Raw genomic sequence first — 17,557 nt, forward strand, 5'->3', positions numbered from 1 at the left:
CTTTTATTACCTTTTTAAATTATCGTGATTGATTTCTGTTAGTAAGTTCCTGTAAAACTTCATTTATATCTACTTCAAAATACTTTAAAGAAAGAATCATATGAAACATTAAATCAGCAGCTTCATACTTGATTTCTTGTTTGTCACTTTCCTTACAAGCCATTACTAATTCAGTTGCTTCTTCACCCAATTTTTTTAATACTTGATTTTCTCCCTTTTCTACAAGTTTTACTGTATAAGAACCGCTTTGTTTACTAGTTAAACGCTCTTCAACTATTTTAGAAAGCTTGGGTATAATCGAAATATAAGATTTATCTAAGTCACTTTCTTTTAATGTATTATAAAAACAGGTTGGTTCTCCTGTGTGACAAGCTGGGCCAGTTTGTAATACCTTTGCTAACAATGTATCTTTATCACAATCAAGTTGTAATGAAACTACCTTTTGTTCATTACCAGAGCTTTCACCTTTTTGCCATAATTTTTGTCTCTTTCTACTCCAAAACCATGTATAGCCAGTTTCGTATGTTTTTTTTAAGGCTTCTTTATTCATATATGCCATCATCAAAACTTCATTAGTATTGTTATCTTGTACTATACAAGGTAACAGACCATCTTCTGAAAATGATATCTCTTCTAATAATTTTTCATTTATCATAACCTCACCTCAATTCCTTTAACATCTAAATATTCCTTAACTTCCTTAATATTAACTTCTTCATAGTGGAAGATAGAAGCTGCTAAAGCTCCACTAGCTTTTCCATTTGATAGTACATTATAAAAGTCTTCAATAGCTCCAGCTCCACCAGATGCAATTATAGGTAAGTTAGTTTCTTCAAAAACTTTTCTAGTTATTTCATCATCAAACCCATCTTTACTACCATCATGATCAATACTTGTCAGTAAAATTTCACCTGCTCCACGTTCCTTGACTTCTTTAACCCAGTCAAATAAGTCTATTTCAGTATTTTTATTACCACCATTTATAAACACTCTATAACCTTTTTCTGTCTTTTTTGTATCTATAGCAACAACTATACACTGACTGCCAAACAAGTTACTTCCCTTATTAATTAAATCCGGATTTTTTACTGCTGCACTATTTATAGATACCTTATCTGCTCCAGCATTTAATATAGTTCTCATATCTTTTAAAGATCTAATACCTCCACCTACAGTAAAAGGAATCAATACATTTTGTGCAGTTTTTTCTACTACCTGCAATATGGTATCTCTATTTTCTAAAGAAGCTGTAATATCTAAAAAAACTAACTCATCTGCACCAGACTCATCATATTTTTTTGCTAATTCCACTGGATCACCAGCAAATCTAAGTTCATTAAATTTAAATCCTTTAACAACTTCATCGTTTTTTACATCAAGGCACGGTATAATTCTTTTAGCTACCATATCATTTCACCTCTTGTAAGGCAGTTTTTAATTCAAATCTGTTTTCATACAAGGCTTTACCGAGGATAACACCTTCTAGATTTTCACTTTGTAAATCCATCAAATCAATAAGATCATCTAAACTACCAACTCCACCTGACATAATAATATTAATATTAAATGACAAAAGTTCTTTTAATAGTTGTAAATTTAGACCTTCTAGTTTTCCATCTCTTGAAACGTCAGTCAAAATAATTCTTTTCACACCCTTATCAACTAAAGTCCTTATATAATCATAAGTGCTAGTTTCTGATACTTGAACCCATCCTTCAGTTGCTACTTTATCAGCTTTAACATCTACTCCAACTACAACTTGATTTTGATATTTTTCAAGTACTGTTTGTAAAAATTCCGGATCTTTATATGCCTTTGTACCTAATATAATTCGGTCCACACCTAGATCTAACAAAGACGTTATTTTCTCAAAGTTTCTAATACCTCCACCCACTTGTACTGGAGTATCTATAGCCTGAACAATTCTTTCAATTGTTTTAATATTTGTCATTTGTCCCTTAAAAGCTCCATCAAGATCTACTAAATGTAGTCTACTAGCACCTTGTTCTTCAAAATATTTCGCTATTTCATAAGGTTTGTTACTATAAGTTTTCTTTTGATTTAGTTCTCCTTCAGTTAACCGTACACACTTTCCATCTATCAAATCTATTGCTGGTATCAGTTCTAACTGCATTCTATCAGCCTCCCAAATTCCTTTAGGATATTCAACCCGCTTTTGCTGCTTTTCTGGATGAAATTGTGTCCCCATTATATTTTCATGTGCTACAAAACTAGGAAATAACTCCCCATACATTGTTTCTCCAATAATATTATCTGCCTTAACATTATTACCTTTATAAGAATGAACAAAGTAAAAATAATCATCTTCTAAATTTCTAGTTATTTCATGGTTGTTTTTTAACTTAACCTGACTCCATCCTACATGAGGTATGGTTATATCTTGAGAAAATTTTTCGATATTTCCCTCGATAAGTGACAAACCAGGGGTAGGAGTTTTACCACCTTCTGTTCCACTTTCAAATAAAAGCTGCATCCCTAAACAAATACCAAATAAACACATACCTTCTTTAACCTTATTTTCTATAGGTTCCCGGAAACTTTTTGATTCTAACAAACGTAAACCTTCTTTGAAGGAACAAACCCCTGGTATAATTAGTGCACTACATCTATCGAAATCTTTTTGGTATTAATTATCTTTGATTCATATCCAAGATAATTAAAGGCGTTCTTTACACTATATAAATTTCCTACTCCATAGTTTATAATGCCAATCATATATTTCCCTCACTTTATAAAGTTCCTTTAGTAGATGGAATAACATATTTCTCACCATTGAAAGTGGTAGCATCATTTAAACATCTACCTAATCCTTTAAAGATAGCCTCTGCAATATGATGAGAATCTTTTCCTAAAATTTTTCTAACATGTAAAGTTATTTTAGCTTCATTTACAAATGACTTTAAAAACTCTTCAATTAAAGGTAACTCAAAACTTCCTACTCGTTCTGTTTGAAAATAGACATCATAGGTTAAGTGAGGACGACCAGAAATATCAGTAACAACTAATACTAAAGCTTCATCCATAGGTAGATGAATATCTGCATATCTATTGATACCGGATTTGTCACCTAAAGCTTTTTTAAATGCTTGACCCATAACTAGACCAACATCTTCCACTAAATGATGGTCATCAATTTCTGTGTCCCCTGAACCTAAAACTTCTAAATTAAAACCAGCATGATAAGCGAACAACTTCAACATATGATTAAAAAAACCTGATGAAGTATCTATATTAGAGTTTTGTTTTTCTCCATCTAGATTAACTTTTACCTCTACATTGGTTTCAGAAGTCATACGACAAGCTCTACCAATTCTATTTATTTCGTTTGTCATAACACTCACCCCACATCTAACTAAATTGAACCTTGCATATTTTCTACTAAACTAACGATACGAGCCTGTTTTAATTGATAGCTTCCTTTATTAGCAATCAATCTAGTTGTAATATCTGTTATTTTTTCTAACTCAACTAAATTATTTTCTCTCAGAGTCTGCCCACTAGATACTAAATCGACAATTGAATCTGCTAAGTTTGTTAATGGCGCAAGTTCTACTGATCCATTTAATTTAACAATATTGGTTTGACGTCCCATACTTTCAAAATATTTTTCTGTAAGTTTTGGATACTTACTAGCAATTGTTCTATAGTCTCTTTCCGTTTTATCTTTTTCACCTGCAACTACCAACTTACAATAACCTATATTCAAATCTAAAAGTTCATAATATTCACCTTCTGTTTCCATTAACACATCTTTTCCAACTACACCTAAATCTGCAGCTCCATATTCTACATAAGTAGGGATATCCATAGGCTTTCCTAGAATGAAGGAAACACCTTGTTTTTCATCAGTATATATTAACTTTCTACCATTCCCCTTTACTTGTTGGCACTTAATTCCAGAGCCCTCGAGTAACTCAACAGTTTCTTCAAGTATTCTACCTTTCGATAAAGCTATCCTAAGAAATTCAGTACACTCGTTCATTTCTAACCCTCCAAATTTAGGTTAATTTAGATTTTTTCTAGATAAAAATTATTATCATAGTAATAGTAGAGTTCATCAGTACTGTGTTCCTTAGCACGTTCTAGCGCATCTTCTTTTGAAATCCCTTCTAAATCAACAATTACCTGATACCCCTCTTCTCTTAAATCTCTTACATTAGCCAACGCTTTAGTAAGACTTTTTTTATCAGAGCTTAGAAACACTTTAGTAGGTGATTTTTCTATGAATTTTTCTGGCATTAATTTCATTAAGGTATCAAAAGAAAAAGCAAAACCAGTAGCAGATAAATCCTTCCCATATGAACTCATCAAGTTATCATACCTACCTCCACCACATAGTGGAAATCCAATACTTTTAGAATATCCCTCTATTATAAACCCTGTGTAATAATCAAATTTTCTTACTAGAGACAAATCGAAGGTTACTTTATCTTGAAGATTATAACCTTCTAAAATAACAAAGATCACTTCTAATTCCTCTAATAAAGAAACTGCTTTAAAAGATTGTAACTTTTGCTTGACTTCAACCAAAGCCTCTTTCTTTCCTCGAAACTTTGGTAAGTGATGTAATAAATCACGTGCCTTCTCAGAAATATCAAATTGTTTAGTAAGGCTGTAATATTTAACTAAATCATTTTCATTTAACGTTTCTTTTACTAGCTTGCTTTCTTTATTAGATAAACCAATTTCAGAAAGAAAACTATCAATAAAATTCATATTACCAATACAGATAACAAAATCTTCAATTCCTAAATTTTTAAGTGTTTCTACAGCCATAGCAACTATTTCTGCGTCACCTAAAGCTGCACCGTCCCCAACAAGCTCAACTCCAATCTGGTTTAGTTCTTTTTCTTGTGACATACTATGTCCGAGTTTGTAAACTTTTCCAGAATAACACAATCTAATGGGTCTAGGTTTTTTATTAAAATATGTTGCAATTAGCCTTGCTATTGATGGTGTAAAGTCAGGTCTTAAGACAATCGGTCTACCTGTATTATCACTAAATTGAAACATCTCGCGCTCAACAGACTTCCCTTTACTTTCTCTAAATAATTCAGGATATTCAAGGGTTGGAACAGATACTTCCTCATATCCCCATAATTTAAAAGTCTCTATAATTTGTTTCTTTAAAACCTTATATTTTTTTACATTATCAGGAAGTAAATCATCTACACCGGTAGGTTTTTGAAGTAGTTCATTATTATTTTCAAACAAATTCAGTACCTCCTTTTACCACATTAATGTGTTAAAGTGATAAAATTTATTGCCAAAAGCATAACATGCTCTATAAAAACCGTCAAGTAATAAAAAAAGAGAAAACTAGATTTTAGTTTTCTCTTTCTAATAAAAGTTAATTTGTTTTAAGCGTTTTTGCACATTCTTTTTATAAGCTTCTACACCAGGTTGATCAAAAGGATTAACTCCTAGTATATAACCACTAATAGCACATGCCTTTTCAAAAAAATAAATTAACATCCCTAAATAGTAAGGTGATGTATCTGGAATTTCTATAACCATATTCGGCACTAACCCTTCTGTATGAGCACTTATAGTTCCTAAAAAAGCTTGCCGATTAATTTCATGAAAACTCTTACCCTCCAAATATTTCAGTCCATCATCATCTTCATTTCCTTCAAGTTCAGGTAAGGTTAAGTCATCTTTAGTTTCCCACCAAATTGTCGTAGAAAATAGATGCCTTCTTCCTTCTTGGATATATTGTCCTAATGAATGAAGATCGGTTGTAAAATCAGCACGTGTTGGAAAAATTCCCTTTCCTTCTTTTCCTTCACTCTCTCCAAATAATTGTTTCCACCATTCTGTAAGATTACCCGCAAAGGCATCATAGGTAACTAATTGTTCTATAATTTTCCCTTTATTGTATAGAAGGTTTCTTATTACTGCATATTTATAACACGGGTTTTTATGTAAGTCTGGCTCACTATATAAAGCGTATGCATCCTTAGCACCTTCAAGCATAGTATCAATACAAATGCCAGATACAGCAATTGGTAACAGTCCTACAGGTGTTAAAATCGAATATCGACCACCTACATCATCTGGTATAACTAATGTCTCATAACCTTTTTTATTAGCTAGTGTTTTTAATTTTCCTTTACTTGCATCTGTTGTCGCTATGATTCTTTCTTTAGCACCATCTTCACCATAGTGCTTTTCCATGTAAGACCTAACAGTTCTGAAAGCTAAAGAGGGTTCTAATGTCCCTCCAGATTTTGAAATCACATTAACAAAAACTTCCTTCCCTTCCAATGAAGCCATAATTTCCTTTATATACCTTGGTGATATATGATGACCTAAGTATAAAATTTCTGGTGAGTTATTATCCTGTCTCAGAAAATCTATAACAGCCCTAGCCCCTAGATAAGAACCTCCTACTCCAATTACTATAAAAACATCAGCTTTTGTTCTCACTTTTTCTGCTAATTTTTTTATTTTATTTAGTTCTTGTTCATTAGATCTAATCGGAAGTTCTAACCACCCTAAAGCTCTATTGCCTGGTCCTCTTTGTTCATGCAAAAGTTCATGAACTGTATTAATTTGTTCGTGATAAAATTCAAGCTCATGTTCTTTTATAAAGTCATTACAATAATCAGTATTTAAACTAATTCTATCTTGGTTCTCCTCTCGTAATTTCATCATATCCCCCCTAGATAGACAGACTCTTTCCAAGTTCATATAAATCATAATCAACCTTTTCTTTTTCTAAAAATACTTCTGTTAAGTCTACTGAAGTTATTTTATTATTGTTTAGTCCAACCATCTTATTAGATTCCCCTTCTAATAATAGATCAACAGCTTTAGCACCTAATCTACTACCTAACATACGATCGTATGCTGTAGGTGTACCTCCTCGTTGGACATGACCTAATACAGTAACTTTAGTATCTAATCCAGATTTTTCTTTTATTTGTTCACTTAACTCTGAACCTGTACTAACACCTTCAGCAACTACGATTATACTGTGCTTTTTACCACGATTATAACCTTGTTTAAGCCTATCAAGAACCTCATCCATATCATATTCAAATTCAGGTATTAAAATTGATTCAGCTCCACCAGCAAGCCCTGCCCATAATGCAATATTTCCACAGTCTCTTCCCATTACCTCAATAACAAAAATCCGCTCATGTGAAGTTGCAGTATCTCTAATTCTGTCAATGGCTTCTATCACAGTGTTTGTAGCAGTATCAAATCCCACAGTCATTTCTGTACACGGAATATCATTATCTATAGTCCCTGGAACACCCATAACAGATATACCATGTTGAGATAATTTTTCTGCTCCCTTAAAACTACCATCCCCACCTATAACTACTACCCCATCAATCCCTAAACTTTTTAGGTTTTGCGCTCCTTGTTCTTGTCCTTTTTCTGTTCTAAATTCTTCTGAGCGACTAGTGTGTAAAATAGTACCTCCACGATGTATTGTATCTCCTACACTACCCATTTCTAATTTTTCAATATCATTATTAATTAGGCCATGATAACCATGATATATACCGTATACATCAATGTCGTTATAAATACTTCTTCGTACTACTCCTCTAATAGCAGCATTCATTCCAGGAGAATCTCCGCCACTTGTTAACACAGCTATTTTTATCATAATCCACCTCCTTACTTAACTGTCGTTTATTATCTGATAATATAATCCATATAATGCAGCATCATTCCCAAATTCAGATAGTACAACCCGCTCCTCTGAAAAATCAGTAGAATTTTGCATAAATAAATTTAACCATTTTCTTACAGGAGGTAATAATGTGTAACCGCCTCGTGCTACACCACCACCTAAAACTACTTTTTCAAATTCTAATACATGAAACATAGTTGATAGAGCATATCCAAGATAATAAGCCGAATTGTCTATTACTTTTTCAGCTTCTTCTTCGCCTTTCTTAGCTCTTTCAATAACATCTTTAGCAGTAACATTTGAATTCAGTTTTTGTTTACCATAGTATTCAATAGCAGTTCCTGAACTTTCTGTCTCCAAGCAACCAGTTTTCCCGCAGTTACACTGTCTTCCTGACTTAAGTTTTACAGTAATATGTCCTATTTCACCAGATAAACCTGATACTCCCCGGTGGACTCTTTCATTAATTATCACACCTCCACCTACTCCTGTTCCTAAAGTTATAATTAAAGCATCTTTTGTTTCTTTTGCTGCTCCAAAATGAAATTCACCTAAGGCAGCAGCGTTTGCATCATTTTCGATTTTAACTGGTATTTTAAAGACTTCTTTTAAGTGTTTTTTTAAAAAAACATTCTCTAATCCTAAGTTTACTATTTTAGGGATCCTTTCACCATCTTCAGGAACATAACCTGGAATTCCAAGTCCAATTCCTTTTATAAAATTTATGGATATGTTGATCTTTCTCAAAAGATTTTCTGTAGCAATGTTTATAGTATCTATTAAATCTGATTCATTATGTATATCTACAGTGGAAACAACTGTCCTCTCTACAATCTCTCCCTTATAATTTGAAATCCCACCCTTTAAAGTAGTACCCCCTAAATCAAAAGTTATATACATACAAACGTCCTCCTCAAATATTATGTCATCAAAGACGAGGGGGTTGATTTATCCCACGGGTCAATCCTTCTGATGAAATATTTTTCGATTTTACTTAGTTATATTCCTGCTTTTGTTTTTATTTATTTTCTCCACTATTTCAAAACATATTTTAATAATAAAGAGAGAGATAATGACCTCTCTCTGATTGAACTTCGCTTGTAATACGACCAAATTATTAATATTCTAGAAAATTTGATTAATAATAGGGTTAATGTATAATTGTACATACTTTGTATATTATAATTTCTAGATAGTAAACTATTTTCCTTGATTTGTTAATGTGTAATTTATAAACTTTAACTCTTATTATAATTACGAATATATGTACTTCTTTTTCAAAATCATATATAATATAGACTAAATCAGTATTATAAAGGATAGGTGTTATGTATGTCATTATCAAAATTAAAAATCGCAGATTTAGAAGCAAAACTCCCTATAGTACAAGGAGCAATGGGAGTAGGTATTTCACTTTCTAATTTAGCCTCAACAGTTGCAAATGCAGGTGCTGTTGGTATGATTGCAGGAGTACAAATTGGTTATTCCGAGCCTGACTTTGAAGAAAACCCAAAAGAAGCCAATATTAGAGCTTTAAAAAAGCATATAAGGAAGGCTAAGTCCCTTAGCCCTGAGGGGGTAATTGGAGTCAATTTACTTACTGCAATAAATAACTATGCAGACATGGTAAGAGCTTCAGTAGAAGAAAAAGTAGACCTAATTGTTTCAGGAGCTGGCTTTCCGAAAAACTTACCAGATCTTGTAAAAGGTTCAGACACCAAGATTGCTCCTATAGTTTCCTCTGGTAAAGGAGCTCAACTTATTTCAAAAATTTGGGACAGACGCTATAATAGAGTGCCAGATATGGTAATAATAGAAGGACCTGAAGCCGGAGGACATTTAGGATTTACAGTCGAAGACCTTAAAAATCCTCCAAGCTTAGAAAATCTTGTACCAGAGACTATTGAAAATTTAGCACCCTTTGAAGAAAAGTATAATAAAAAAATACCAGTTGTTGCTGCAGGAGGGATTTATAATGGTAAAGATATTAAAAAATATTTAGAACTTGGTGCTTCAGGTGTACAGATGGCTACTAGGTTTGTAACTACTAAAGAATGTGATGCATCTGAAGAGTTTAAAAAAACATATGTTAATTCAGCTAAAGAAGATATACAACTAGTAAAAAGTCCTGTCGGAATGCCCGGACGAGCAATTAATAATCAGTTTATTAATAAACTAAAAGAAGAGGACATACCCATAAATAAATGTTACAATTGTCTTCGGCCGTGTGATCCTTCTAGTAGTTCTTACTGTATTTCAGATGCTCTAGTCAACTCTTGTATTGGAGATGTAGATAATGGCCTTATTTTCTGTGGTACTAATGCTTACAGAGCTGAGAAAATAACAACAGTCAAAGACGTTATTAACGAATTAGTAGCAGAGGCTACAAACTATAATAATGTCGTATCAAATTAACTATTAAACCTGCCTACATGGCAGGTTTTTCTATAATTTCAATCGTATTAGAGTTAAACTGGAGGTGTGAACTTTATGACTAATATGCCTAAAAGAACATTAGTTAAGACTGGATTAGATATTAGTCTTTTTAGTCTTGGCGGAGAAGGAAATGTACAAAATGTAAACAACCCAAAACATGCAATATATTATCAATAATGCAATTAATTTAGGAGTTAACTATATTGATACAGCTCCTTCATATGGAAATGGTGGAAGTGAAGAAAATATTGGTGAAGTAATGAAAGAAAGAAGAACTGAGGTTACATTAGCTACAAAATCTAAAGAAAGAACATATGACGGTACTATGCGTTCTTTTGAAGATAGTTTAGAAAGACTTAAAACTGACTTTATAGACATATATCTAGTTCATTCATGATATCAAAGAAATAAGTGATCTAAGACAAGTTTTTTCGTCTAATGGAGCAACTAAAGCTTTTAGAAGAACTTAGGAAGAACTTTGGTTTTTAGTGTGGTTCCATAAAAATGGCGGGGTCTAAGACCCCGCCAAATCAATATTTTAATGGTGGAGCATATCGGACTTGAACCGATGACCTCTTGACTGCCAGTCAAGCGCTCTCCCAACTGAGCTAATGCCCCTCGTAATTACAATAAATAATATACCATAGATTTATAATATTATCAAGGATAATATTTAATTTAACTGGCTTCATTAAGTGCTTCTTCTATTGCTTCAATCAAAGCTTCACTAGTTTTAGTTGCCCCACCTACAACATCTACACCTTCTACCCCTTGTTCTTCAATTACTTCTTTTGGAATACGTTCAAAAGCTGGATCAGATATCCCCTCACTTTCTTCGTGATCGATAATTTCTATATCAGTTATTTCACCGTCTATAATGGTTACTTCCACATAAATATTTCCTCCATATCCTTCTGCTGATGTTTCGTATGTACCATCTTTATATCCCTCATCTAGCGCATCATAGCCACAACTACTTAAACACATTATTAAAACTAGTAATAGACACATTACTGATGACATTAAATCGCCCCCTCATAATATGACATCAGTTAGTATTCCCTAATTTTTTTATTGTTATTAAAAAAGACATCGAAAAATAATTTTTCGATGTCTTATAATAACTATGCTTCATCTAAAGCAGTTTCAATAGCCTCAAGGAGGGCTTCACTTGTAGCTGTCGCACCGGAAATGGTATCTACATCTTCAGTCCCCTGATTTTCAATAACTTCTTCAAGAATACTTTCAAATGCAGGATCTGCGATTCCTTCAGTTTCTTGTTCTTCTAATATTTCGATATCAGCAATCTCACCATCTTCGATTAGCACTTCTAATGTAATGTCGCCCTCATGTCCACTAGCAGTAGCATCATAGGATCCATCAGCAAATTCTCCAACCTTTTCACCATCGGCTTCTGCACCACATCCTACCATAACTAGCATAGCTCCTAGTACAGTGATAAGTAGTATCTTTTTCATTGTTCTCCCCTCCCTTCTCGCAGCATGTTTCAAAATACCTATACAATATAACATTTTACTTTTAGTTAGTAAACACACTAAAATTAAATTTTCACATTAATGTTTGGTAACTCATCGGTAGATGTATTTTGAGTAATATACCAAGAACCATCACTATTTAGTACTGCTAAAAACACTTTTGAGATATCAGTTACACCATATACTTCTAATTCTGTTTTTAACCAGTTTTCGCTTTTTCCTATTAGCTTCAAACTTTTGTCTTCTACAGTTCCATCTAGTACTATAACTAAAGGAAATCCACTATTAATTTTTGTAGATACCGTAGAAATATTAAGATCCTTTTTAGTAGTAGTATCAAATTGACACTTTTTTTTAACACTTAAGTTCCCAGTTGGTTCTAAAACTGCAGAATCAATTTCATTTAAATTAAATATACCTTGTTTTCTAAGCATTGGTAAAACATCATCAACTCTTAACATTAACTTTTTTAAGTTATCTTTCAGTATAACCCCTTCTTGTATTACTACAGTCGGAGAGAAAGTGACCATTCTGTTAAGCCAGGGGGAATGCATTATTCCAATATTAGTTAACCTTAATATCCCCCCTAACAAAATTATAGAAATTAATGTAGGGATATGTGGTATAGAAAGATCCGGTAAGTCAGCACCAGCTATGTTTCCTATGGTAATAGCAATAACAAAATCAAAAACAGATAATTCTCCCATTAATCTTCTACCAATCAGAACCATAAATACCCACAGGAAGAAAACAGTTGTTATACTTCGGACTAATAACTGCCAAAGATCTCCTAGTTCCAATTGATTACCCTCACTTCGTAATAATTGTGATTATTCAACTAATTCAAAGTCAATTTCTTGCTCTCTTTTTGATGCTTTAATTACTTTTACTTTCACCTCATCACCTATTCGAAAAGTCTTACGTGTACGTTCTCCTATTAAAGCAAATTTTTCTTCATCAAAAAGGTAATAATCATCTACTAATGAACTTACATGAATTAATCCTTCTACAAGATTATCTAGTTCTACAAATAATCCAAATGACATTACGGAACTAATTATTCCATTGAATTCTTCACCTATGTAACGTTCCATATACTCAGCCATCTTGTAATCTACTGATTCCCGTTCAGCCTCTGTTGCGTTTTGTTCTTTTAATGAAGTATGATAAGCTATTTCATCCATTTTTTTACTTAATTTTTTCTCTCGTGATTCCTTTAACTCTTTTTTCGTAAGTTTTTCTCGCATCATACGATGAACTATAAGATCTGGATATCGTCTAATAGGTGAAGTGAAATGCGTATAATATTGAAAAGCTAACCCAAAATGTCCTAAACTTTCAGCTGCATATCTAGCTTGTTTCATAGACCTTAACATCATTGTACTGATTGCACGTTCTTCTTTATTGCCTTTAGCTTCTTCTAATAGGTTTTGAAATTTCTTAGGATGTATTTCTTCTTCTTCCTTGATTTCTGGTAAAGTATATCCAAATTTTGATGCAAATTCACGGAAAGTACTTACTTTTTCATCATCAGGTTGTTCATGAACACGGTATATAAATGGAGTGTTTTCATTACAGAAATGCTTAGCTACAACTCTATTAGCCAACAACATAAATTCTTCAATCAACTTTTCAGCTGATCCTCTACCACGTTTTTTAATGTCGACAGGTTTTCCTTCATCATCTAACTCAACCTGTGGTTCATCAAAATCAAAATCTATCGCTCCTGCAGTAAACCTTCTTTCTCTTAGTTTTTCAGATAACTCTTTCATCTCAAATAACATCCAAGCTACATCTGCATATTTTTCTTTGAGCTCTGTGTCACCCACGTAAATCTGATTTACTTCTTGGTATGTCAAGCTATGATCACTTTGAATAACACTAGGAGTAAATCTATAATCAACTACTTCTCCATCTCCTGTAATTTCTATAATAGCACTCATAGTAAGTCGTTCTACATGAGAATTAAGACTACACAAGTTGTTAGAAAGTCTAGTAGGTAACATAGGTATCACCCTATCAACTAAGTAAACACTTGTGCCCCGTTCTCTAGCCTCTTTATCTACAGGAGTTCCCTCTCTGACATAATGACTAACATCTGCTATGTGTACTCCAACTTCTACATTTCCATTATCTAGCTTTTCGAGTGAAACAGCATCATCTAAGTCTTTAGCGTCACCACCATCTATGGTCACTGTCAAAATACTTTGAAGTAGTTCTCGTCCTTCATAATCTTTTGAAGTTATTTCTTCAGACATTTCATTTACTTGATCTATCACTTCTTGTGGATACCCTTCATTTAAGTGATATTTATTAATGATAGATTCTATATCAACACCAGGATCATCAGGATTACCTAAAACTTTTGAAATCTTACCTTCTGGACTTTTCCCCGGTGTATTAGGCCAACGAGTAATTTCAACAACTACCTTATCACCATTTCTAGCTCCTTTATCTTCATTATCATTGATAAAAATATCAGAAAAAAACTTATCTTCATCTGGGATGACAAAGCCAAAGTTTTTATTTTTATCATAAGAACCCACCATTTCTGATATTCCCCGGGAAATTATTCTTACTACTTCCCCTTCAGGCTTTTGGTTAAGTTTTTCTTCTTTATGAACCCGGATCATAACTTGATCACCATGTAATGCACCATTTAAATTTTTAGGACTCAAGAAAACATCTGGATTACCCGGTTTATCAGGTAAGAAAAAGGCAAATCCTTTTGGATGTCCTTGTATAGTACCTATCTGTAAATTCATTCGCTCAGGTAGACCATAGTATCCATATCTAGTTTTTACTATTTGACCATCTTTAGTCATCTTTTTAATTATTTTTTTAAATCGCTTAACCTGTTGTGGTTTTTTAACCTTAAAAACATCCTTTAATTCTTCAAAGTTCATCGGTTTATAAGCATCTTTCTCCATATATGAAATTATTTTTTCACGAAAATTCATTCAACCACCTCATAATTTTGTTATATTAGCTTAAAAAGGGTATTTTTTTAATTTTCCCAAATTGTTAACTTTTTAATCTAAATTTGACCCTTTCAAAAAAGTACTGATTTTCTCAAACATCAAATCACGCTCTACATCAAGTGTTACAATATGTTTAGATTTTTCTAGTTCAAGTAGTTTTTTATCTTCCACTTTTAAATTTTCGAATATATATTGTCCACTCTCTTTTTTAACTGTACCATCTTTCATTCCTTGTACCACAAGAGTAGGTACTTCAATCTTATTAATAGAAACTAAAAATTCATGACGTAATTTTAGTAACTCAACAACACCTGAAACTGGAGTCTTATCATAGCCAGTTGGAGTTATTGAATAAGATTTTGAATCCACCTTCTCTACATATGGTTTCACATACTTTAAAAATTTAGCAAAGTAAGCCATTCGGTTACTTAAATAAATTGGTGTACCCATTAATACAAGTCCTTTTACTCTACTTTTATTTTCTTTAGCTATTATTCCTGAAATAAGGCCACCCATTGAAAGTCCCATAACAATAACCTTATTACAATGTCTTAATTGTTTCAGACCTTTTCTTGCAGAATTTAATATCTGGTCTTTAGTAGTAACTGCTAAGTCTTCAGGTGTTGTTCCATGACCACTTAAAAGCGGAGCATAAACAGAATAACCATTGTTATTTAAAAATTTACCCAAAGGTTCTAGCTCCCCTGGTGTACCAGTAAACCCATGTACTAATAAACAACCTATGTTATCTCCTCCAGGCAGGTAGAAGGCCTCTTCAGTTCGTTTATTAATTTTAATCGGAGACACCCCCAAACTTTTCCTTTAATTTTATCATAAATTAGGTCAAGTAGTAATATTTTCCTAATAAAAGTAGTATTAAAAAACCGGGCCACCCAGTTATAGGGTTGACCCGGTACACTGATTATATGTGTTTAAAGGAATAATGGAGCAAAAACTAAGGACACAACAGTCATAAGCTTAATTAAAATGTTAATACTTGGACCAGAGGTATCCTTAAAAGGATCTCCTACAGTGTCTCCAACTACTGAAGCAGCATGGGTTTCTGTACCTTTGCCACCATGATTACCAGCTTCAATATATTTCTTAGCGTTATCCCAAGCACCTCCGGCATTAGACATAAAGATAGCCATCATAACACCTGAAGCTAAGGCACCTGCTAATAGCCCACCTAAAGCATCTTTTCCTAAAAATAAACCGATCGCAAGAGGTGCTACAACTGCTAGTAACCCTGGAATAATCATTTGTTTAAGCGCAGCTCCGGTACTAATATCAACACATCTCGCGTAATCAGGTTTTTCACTCTCGTCCATTATACCTGGTTTTTCTTTAATTTGACGTCTTACTTCTTCAATCATTTGGTTTGCTGCTTGACCAACAGCATCCATTGTTAATGCTGAGAATAAGAAAGGTAACATTCCACCGATTAATACACCAATTATAACAGGCGCTGTTGATAAGTCAATTCCGTCCTGAATGTCTGCAGCTTCTGTATAAGCACTAAATAAAGCTAATGCTGTAAGGGCTGCTGATCCAATTGCAAACCCTTTTCCAATAGCAGCTGTAGTGTTTCCAACTGCATCTAATTCATCTGTTATATCACGTACTTCTGATTCTAAATCAGCCATTTCAGCAATACCACCTGCATTATCTGCTACAGGTCCGTAAGCATCAACTGCAATAGTCATACCAGCAGTAGCTAGCATACCAACTGCAGCGATTGCAATTCCATAAAGTCCTGCAACTTCATGAGCAATGAAAATGGCAACAGTGATAACAATAATCGGTAAGAAAGTACTTCTCATTCCTACACCGATACCACTGATGATATTTGTTGCCGCTCCTGTTTCAGATGCATTAGCAATACTCTTAACTGGATTATGATGCTCAGAAGTATAATATTCAGTAATTCTACCAATTAAAATTCCAGCTACCAATCCTGCTAATACAGCAAAAAATGGTCCAAGCTCACCAAGTAATGAATTCGTTAATATATAAGATGCAATAACTACTACTAAAGCACTAACTATTGTCCCTTTTTCTAAAGCGGAAGCTAACTTATCTCCATCTTCACCAACTCTTACAAAGAAGAAACCAATAATTGATGCTATAACTCCTACTGAACCAATAGCTATTGGTAATACAACACCTTCAGTTCCGTATTGTGTTAACCCTATAGTCATTGCCGCAATGATTGATCCAACAAAAGATTCAAATAAGTCTGCTCCCATTCCTGCAACGTCACCAACATTGTCACCAACATTGTCTGCTATTGCTGCTGGGTTTCTAGGGTCGTCTTCAGGAATTCCAGCTTCTACTTTACCAACCAAGTCAGCTCCAACATCTGCAGCTTTGGTGTAAATACCGCCACCAACACGAGCAAATAGAGCAATAGAACTAGCTCCTAATGCGAATCCATTAACAATTTCAGGGTCTTCATAAATTATGTATAAAACCCCAATTCCCAAAATACCTAAACCTACAACTGACATTCCCATAACTGCTCCACCGGAAAATGCAGTACGTAATGCTTGACTAATTCCTATTCTTGCGTCATTCGCTGTTCTTACATTAGCTTTAGTGGCTACACTCATACCGATAAATCCAGCTGTTCCAGAAAAAAGTGCTCCAACTAAAAACGAAATCGCTGTAGGAAAATCAATTAAAAAACCAATGACAAAGAATAATACGATAACAAAAACAGCTAAACTACGATATTCCCTACGTAAAAATGCACTTGCACCTTCTTGAATTGCACCTGCAAGCTCTTTCATTCTGTCTGTACCTTCATCACGCTTGGTCACTTGGCCAATTAAGTAAAATGCAAACAGTAAGCCAATAATTCCTGCAATTGGTGCTACTATTACGCTCATTAATTATCCCCCTTCTCTATTATAATTTTGTCCATGAAACTACCTCAACCAGAAGGTTGAGGCATAAAGAGATTTTACCAG

19 protein-coding genes and 1 tRNA gene are annotated in these 17,557 nt (G+C 33.5%); 3 read left to right on the top strand and 17 right to left on the bottom strand.

What is annotated here, in order from left to right; genetic code table 11:
- Nucleotides 1-19: 19 nt before the first annotated feature.
- The 10 genes from hisIE to CDO51_RS06705 all read right to left on the bottom strand — a co-directional run bounded on the left by hisIE (nucleotide 20) and on the right by CDO51_RS06705 (nucleotide 8,572).
- Nucleotides 20-655, bottom strand: coding sequence for a bifunctional phosphoribosyl-AMP cyclohydrolase/phosphoribosyl-ATP diphosphatase HisIE (gene hisIE, locus CDO51_RS06665; RefSeq protein WP_089023523.1), 636 nt, complete (start codon nucleotides 653-655; stop codon nucleotides 20-22).
- Nucleotides 652-1,407: an imidazole glycerol phosphate synthase subunit HisF gene (gene hisF, locus CDO51_RS06670; protein ID WP_089023524.1), complete on the bottom strand. Its 756-nt coding sequence runs from the start codon at nucleotides 1,405-1,407 to the stop codon at nucleotides 652-654. The genes hisIE and hisF overlap by 4 nt, the downstream gene beginning before the upstream one ends.
- 1 nt (nucleotide 1,408) lies before the next feature.
- Nucleotides 1,409-2,614 (bottom strand): 1-(5-phosphoribosyl)-5-[(5-phosphoribosylamino)methylideneamino]imidazole-4-carboxamide isomerase, encoded by a 1,206-nt coding sequence (hisA, locus tag CDO51_RS06675; RefSeq protein WP_338044566.1) that lies wholly within the window; start codon nucleotides 2,612-2,614, stop codon nucleotides 1,409-1,411.
- The gene (locus tag CDO51_RS14950) at nucleotides 2,614-2,736 is read right to left on the bottom strand and encodes a hypothetical protein (RefSeq protein WP_276206999.1); all 123 of its coding nucleotides are present in this window, start codon (nucleotides 2,734-2,736) and stop codon (nucleotides 2,614-2,616) included. The genes hisA and CDO51_RS14950 overlap by 1 nt, the downstream gene beginning before the upstream one ends.
- Before the next feature lie 14 nt (nucleotides 2,737-2,750).
- Entirely contained in the window at nucleotides 2,751-3,353 is a 603-nt protein-coding gene (gene hisB, locus CDO51_RS06680) for an imidazoleglycerol-phosphate dehydratase HisB (RefSeq protein ID WP_089023526.1), read from the bottom strand.
- A 20-nt stretch (nucleotides 3,354-3,373) separates the two neighbouring features.
- The gene (gene hisG, locus CDO51_RS06685; protein ID WP_089023527.1) at nucleotides 3,374-4,003 is read right to left on the bottom strand and encodes an ATP phosphoribosyltransferase; all 630 of its coding nucleotides are present in this window, start codon (nucleotides 4,001-4,003) and stop codon (nucleotides 3,374-3,376) included.
- A gap of 26 nt (nucleotides 4,004-4,029) precedes the next feature.
- The gene (gene hisZ, locus CDO51_RS06690; RefSeq protein ID WP_158212357.1) at nucleotides 4,030-5,235 is read right to left on the bottom strand and encodes an ATP phosphoribosyltransferase regulatory subunit; all 1,206 of its coding nucleotides are present in this window, start codon (nucleotides 5,233-5,235) and stop codon (nucleotides 4,030-4,032) included.
- A gap of 126 nt (nucleotides 5,236-5,361) precedes the next feature.
- The gene (locus CDO51_RS06695) at nucleotides 5,362-6,675 is read right to left on the bottom strand and encodes a glucose-6-phosphate isomerase (RefSeq protein ID WP_089023529.1); all 1,314 of its coding nucleotides are present in this window, start codon (nucleotides 6,673-6,675) and stop codon (nucleotides 5,362-5,364) included.
- 10 nt (nucleotides 6,676-6,685) lie between these two features.
- Nucleotides 6,686-7,645: a 6-phosphofructokinase gene (gene pfkA, locus CDO51_RS06700; protein WP_089023530.1), complete on the bottom strand. Its 960-nt coding sequence runs from the start codon at nucleotides 7,643-7,645 to the stop codon at nucleotides 6,686-6,688.
- Nucleotides 7,646-7,660: 15 nt separating this feature from the next.
- Nucleotides 7,661-8,572, bottom strand: a complete 912-nt coding sequence (locus CDO51_RS06705) for an ROK family protein (protein WP_089023531.1) — start codon at nucleotides 8,570-8,572, stop codon at nucleotides 7,661-7,663.
- 432 nt (nucleotides 8,573-9,004) lie between these two features.
- On the opposite strand from CDO51_RS06705, the gene CDO51_RS06710 reads away from it, so the two are divergent.
- From CDO51_RS06710 to CDO51_RS06715, 3 genes are all read left to right on the top strand, one after another.
- Nucleotides 9,005-10,087, top strand: coding sequence for an NAD(P)H-dependent flavin oxidoreductase (locus CDO51_RS06710; protein WP_089023532.1), 1,083 nt, complete (start codon nucleotides 9,005-9,007; stop codon nucleotides 10,085-10,087).
- A 75-nt stretch (nucleotides 10,088-10,162) separates the two neighbouring features.
- A complete protein-coding gene (locus CDO51_RS14955; protein WP_276207000.1) occupies nucleotides 10,163-10,285 on the top strand; it encodes a hypothetical protein in 123 nt (40 codons plus the stop codon).
- Nucleotides 10,266-10,505, top strand: a complete 240-nt coding sequence (locus CDO51_RS06715) for an aldo/keto reductase (RefSeq protein WP_089023533.1) — start codon at nucleotides 10,266-10,268, stop codon at nucleotides 10,503-10,505. Before CDO51_RS14955 ends, CDO51_RS06715 begins: the two co-directional genes overlap by 20 nt.
- Before the next feature lie 145 nt (nucleotides 10,506-10,650).
- Here the strand turns inward: CDO51_RS06715 and CDO51_RS06720 are convergent.
- The 7 genes from CDO51_RS06720 to CDO51_RS06750 all read right to left on the bottom strand — a co-directional run bounded on the left by CDO51_RS06720 (nucleotide 10,651) and on the right by CDO51_RS06750 (nucleotide 17,476).
- A tRNA-Ala gene (locus CDO51_RS06720) sits at nucleotides 10,651-10,726 on the bottom strand.
- Nucleotides 10,727-10,786: 60 nt separating this feature from the next.
- Complete coding sequence (locus tag CDO51_RS06725) at nucleotides 10,787-11,131, bottom strand: FMN-binding protein (RefSeq protein ID WP_089023534.1); 345 nt, start codon at nucleotides 11,129-11,131, stop codon at nucleotides 10,787-10,789.
- A 101-nt stretch (nucleotides 11,132-11,232) separates the two neighbouring features.
- Nucleotides 11,233-11,586, bottom strand: a complete 354-nt coding sequence (locus tag CDO51_RS06730) for an FMN-binding protein (protein WP_158212358.1) — start codon at nucleotides 11,584-11,586, stop codon at nucleotides 11,233-11,235.
- A gap of 83 nt (nucleotides 11,587-11,669) precedes the next feature.
- Nucleotides 11,670-12,404, bottom strand: a complete 735-nt coding sequence (locus CDO51_RS06735; RefSeq protein ID WP_089023536.1) for a DUF421 domain-containing protein — start codon at nucleotides 12,402-12,404, stop codon at nucleotides 11,670-11,672.
- A 30-nt stretch (nucleotides 12,405-12,434) separates the two neighbouring features.
- Nucleotides 12,435-14,564 (bottom strand): ribonuclease R, encoded by a 2,130-nt coding sequence (rnr, locus tag CDO51_RS06740; RefSeq protein WP_089023537.1) that lies wholly within the window; start codon nucleotides 14,562-14,564, stop codon nucleotides 12,435-12,437.
- Nucleotides 14,565-14,636: 72 nt separating this feature from the next.
- A complete protein-coding gene (locus CDO51_RS06745; protein ID WP_158212359.1) occupies nucleotides 14,637-15,392 on the bottom strand; it encodes an alpha/beta hydrolase in 756 nt (251 codons plus the stop codon).
- A gap of 125 nt (nucleotides 15,393-15,517) precedes the next feature.
- Entirely contained in the window at nucleotides 15,518-17,476 is a 1,959-nt protein-coding gene (locus tag CDO51_RS06750) for a sodium-translocating pyrophosphatase (protein WP_089023539.1), read from the bottom strand.
- Nucleotides 17,477-17,557: the final 81 nt, after the last annotated feature.

It is taken from the genome of Natranaerobius trueperi (assembly GCF_002216005.1).
Classification (GTDB): Bacteria; Bacillota; Natranaerobiia; order Natranaerobiales; family Natranaerobiaceae; genus Natranaerobius_A; species Natranaerobius_A trueperi.

Coding starts and splice junctions, on each gene's coding strand:
- hisIE (WP_089023523.1), bottom strand. CDS start 655: ATGATAAATGAAAAATTATTAGAAGAGATATCATTTTCAGAAGATGGT.
- hisF (WP_089023524.1), bottom strand. CDS start 1,407: ATGGTAGCTAAAAGAATTATACCGTGCCTTGATGTAAAAAACGATGAA.
- CDO51_RS14950 (WP_276206999.1), bottom strand. CDS start 2,736: ATGATTGGCATTATAAACTATGGAGTAGGAAATTTATATAGTGTAAAG.
- hisB (WP_089023526.1), bottom strand. CDS start 3,353: ATGACAAACGAAATAAATAGAATTGGTAGAGCTTGTCGTATGACTTCT.
- hisG (WP_089023527.1), bottom strand. CDS start 4,003: ATGAACGAGTGTACTGAATTTCTTAGGATAGCTTTATCGAAAGGTAGA.
- CDO51_RS06695 (WP_089023529.1), bottom strand. CDS start 6,675: ATGAAATTACGAGAGGAGAACCAAGATAGAATTAGTTTAAATACTGAT.
- pfkA (WP_089023530.1), bottom strand. CDS start 7,645: ATGATAAAAATAGCTGTGTTAACAAGTGGCGGAGATTCTCCTGGAATG.
- CDO51_RS06705 (WP_089023531.1), bottom strand. CDS start 8,572: ATGTATATAACTTTTGATTTAGGGGGTACTACTTTAAAGGGTGGGATT.
- CDO51_RS06710 (WP_089023532.1), top strand. CDS start 9,005: ATGTCATTATCAAAATTAAAAATCGCAGATTTAGAAGCAAAACTCCCT.
- CDO51_RS14955 (WP_276207000.1), top strand. CDS start 10,163: ATGACTAATATGCCTAAAAGAACATTAGTTAAGACTGGATTAGATATT.
- CDO51_RS06715 (WP_089023533.1), top strand. CDS start 10,266: ATGCAATATATTATCAATAATGCAATTAATTTAGGAGTTAACTATATT.
- CDO51_RS06725 (WP_089023534.1), bottom strand. CDS start 11,131: ATGTCATCAGTAATGTGTCTATTACTAGTTTTAATAATGTGTTTAAGT.
- CDO51_RS06730 (WP_158212358.1), bottom strand. CDS start 11,586: ATGAAAAAGATACTACTTATCACTGTACTAGGAGCTATGCTAGTTATG.
- rnr (WP_089023537.1), bottom strand. CDS start 14,564: ATGAATTTTCGTGAAAAAATAATTTCATATATGGAGAAAGATGCTTAT.
- CDO51_RS06750 (WP_089023539.1), bottom strand. CDS start 17,476: ATGAGCGTAATAGTAGCACCAATTGCAGGAATTATTGGCTTACTGTTT.